The organism is Methylobacterium bullatum (assembly GCF_014845095.1).
GTDB lineage: Bacteria > Pseudomonadota > Alphaproteobacteria > Rhizobiales > Beijerinckiaceae > Methylobacterium > Methylobacterium bullatum.
In genome coordinates, this window is sequence record NZ_NKUG01000153.1 from 1 (window position 1) to 1,617 (window position 1,617).

Annotated in this window: 2 protein-coding genes; both read left to right on the plus strand. The window is 70.5% G+C overall.

The genetic code is table 11. The features are described 5' to 3' along the window. Window positions 1-740, plus strand: a 740-nt coding sequence (locus tag MBTS_RS19585) for an ABC transporter permease subunit (protein ID WP_192216285.1), incomplete at its 5' end; no start/stop codon positions are given. Continuing rightward, a complete protein-coding gene (locus tag MBTS_RS19590; protein WP_147831533.1) occupies window positions 737-1,465 on the plus strand; it encodes an ABC transporter ATP-binding protein in 729 nt (242 codons plus the stop codon). The genes MBTS_RS19585 and MBTS_RS19590, both read left to right, overlap by 4 nt. The last annotated feature ends 152 nt before the right edge of the window (window positions 1,466-1,617 follow it).

Sequence of the window (1,617 nt, forward strand, 5' to 3'; positions counted from 1 at the left end):
GGCTCGCCCCCGTCGCCCTCGTGGCGGTCTGGGAAGTCCTCGCCCGTGCCGGCTGGATCTCGCCGCAGGTGCTTCCGGCACCGAGCAAGGTCCTGACGACCGCCTGGAAGCTGACACTGAACGGTTCGCTGCTCCTCGATCTCGGCACCAGCCTGCTGCGCGCGGCGGTGGGCTTCGCCATCGGCGGCGGAATCGGTTTCGCCCTCGGCACCCTGGTCGGGTTCTCCCGTCTCGCGGAGGCGGCCATCGACCGGAGCGTCCAGATGATCCGCGCCATCCCGTTCCTCGCCCTGCTGCCCCTGGTCATCGTGTGGTTCGGCGTCGGCGAGAGCCAGAAGATCTTCCTCGTGGCGCTGGGGGTCGCCTTTCCGATCTACATCAACACCGTGCTCGGCATCCGGCAGGTGGACCCGAAGCTCGTCGAACTCGGCCGGGTCCGGAACCTCGGTCCGATCCAGCTGATCCGCCGCATCATCCTGCCCGGCGCCCTGCCCTCGATCCTCACGGGCGTCCGCTATGCCCTGGCGACGGCCTGGCTGGCCCTGGTGGTGGCCGAGACCATCGGCGCGCAATCCGGCCTCGGTTTCCTCGCGATGGATGCCCGTGAGTTCCTGCGCACCGACGTGATCGTGCTGGCCATCGTGCTCTACGCGCTGATCGGCATCGCCGCCGATTCCATCGCCCGTCACCTGGAGCGCTCGCTCCTCGCCTGGCACCCGAATTTCGGGGACCGCCGATGAGCCGCGCTCATGCCGGGAGCGCCGTGTCCGCTTCCTCGCGTCCCGCCGTCGTCGTCACCGACCTAACCCGCGCCTACGGCCCGCGCGTCGTCATCGACGGCCTGAACCTCGTCATCGAGCGCGGTGAGTTCGTCGCCCTGCTGGGCGAGAGCGGCTGCGGCAAGACGACCTTGCTGCGGGCCCTGGCGGGGCTCGATCCCGTCGATCGCGGCCGCATCGACGCGCCCGGAGAGGCCGCCGTCGTCTTCCAGGAGCATCGGCTGCTGCCGTGGGACAGCCTCTGGCGGAACGTGGCGCTGGGCCTGCCGGACCGGGGGGCTCGGGAGCGCGCCGCCGCCGCGCTCTCCGAGGTCGGGCTCGGACATCGCCTCGACGATTGGCCGCGCAATCTCTCCGGCGGTCAGGCGCAGCGCGTGGCCTTGGCCCGCGCGCTCGTGCAGGAGCCGGAACTGCTGCTGCTCGACGAACCCTTCGCGGCGCTCGACGCCCTGACCCGCATCCGCATGCACGGGCTGGTCAAGGAACTCGTGGCCCGCCACCGGCCGGGCGTTCTCCTCGTCACCCACGATGTCGACGAAGCCATCTCGCTCGCCGACCGCGTGCTGGTGATGCGGGCGGGGATCATCGCCGCCGAGCACCGGCTCGACGGCTCCGGCGATCGGGTGGCCCTCCGCCTCCGCCTCCTCGCCGAACTCGGCGTTCACGCCGAACCCGAGCCAGCCTGAGTGTTTCTCCGAACCTGTCTGATCGGATTTCCCGGCGGATGCCCGTGCTGACTTCGATCATCCAAGCCGACCACCTCATCCTGAGGCGCCCGCGTCAGCGGGCCTCGAAGGAGCCCTCCAGACACCAGAGCGATCCCTGGACGCCTCCTTCG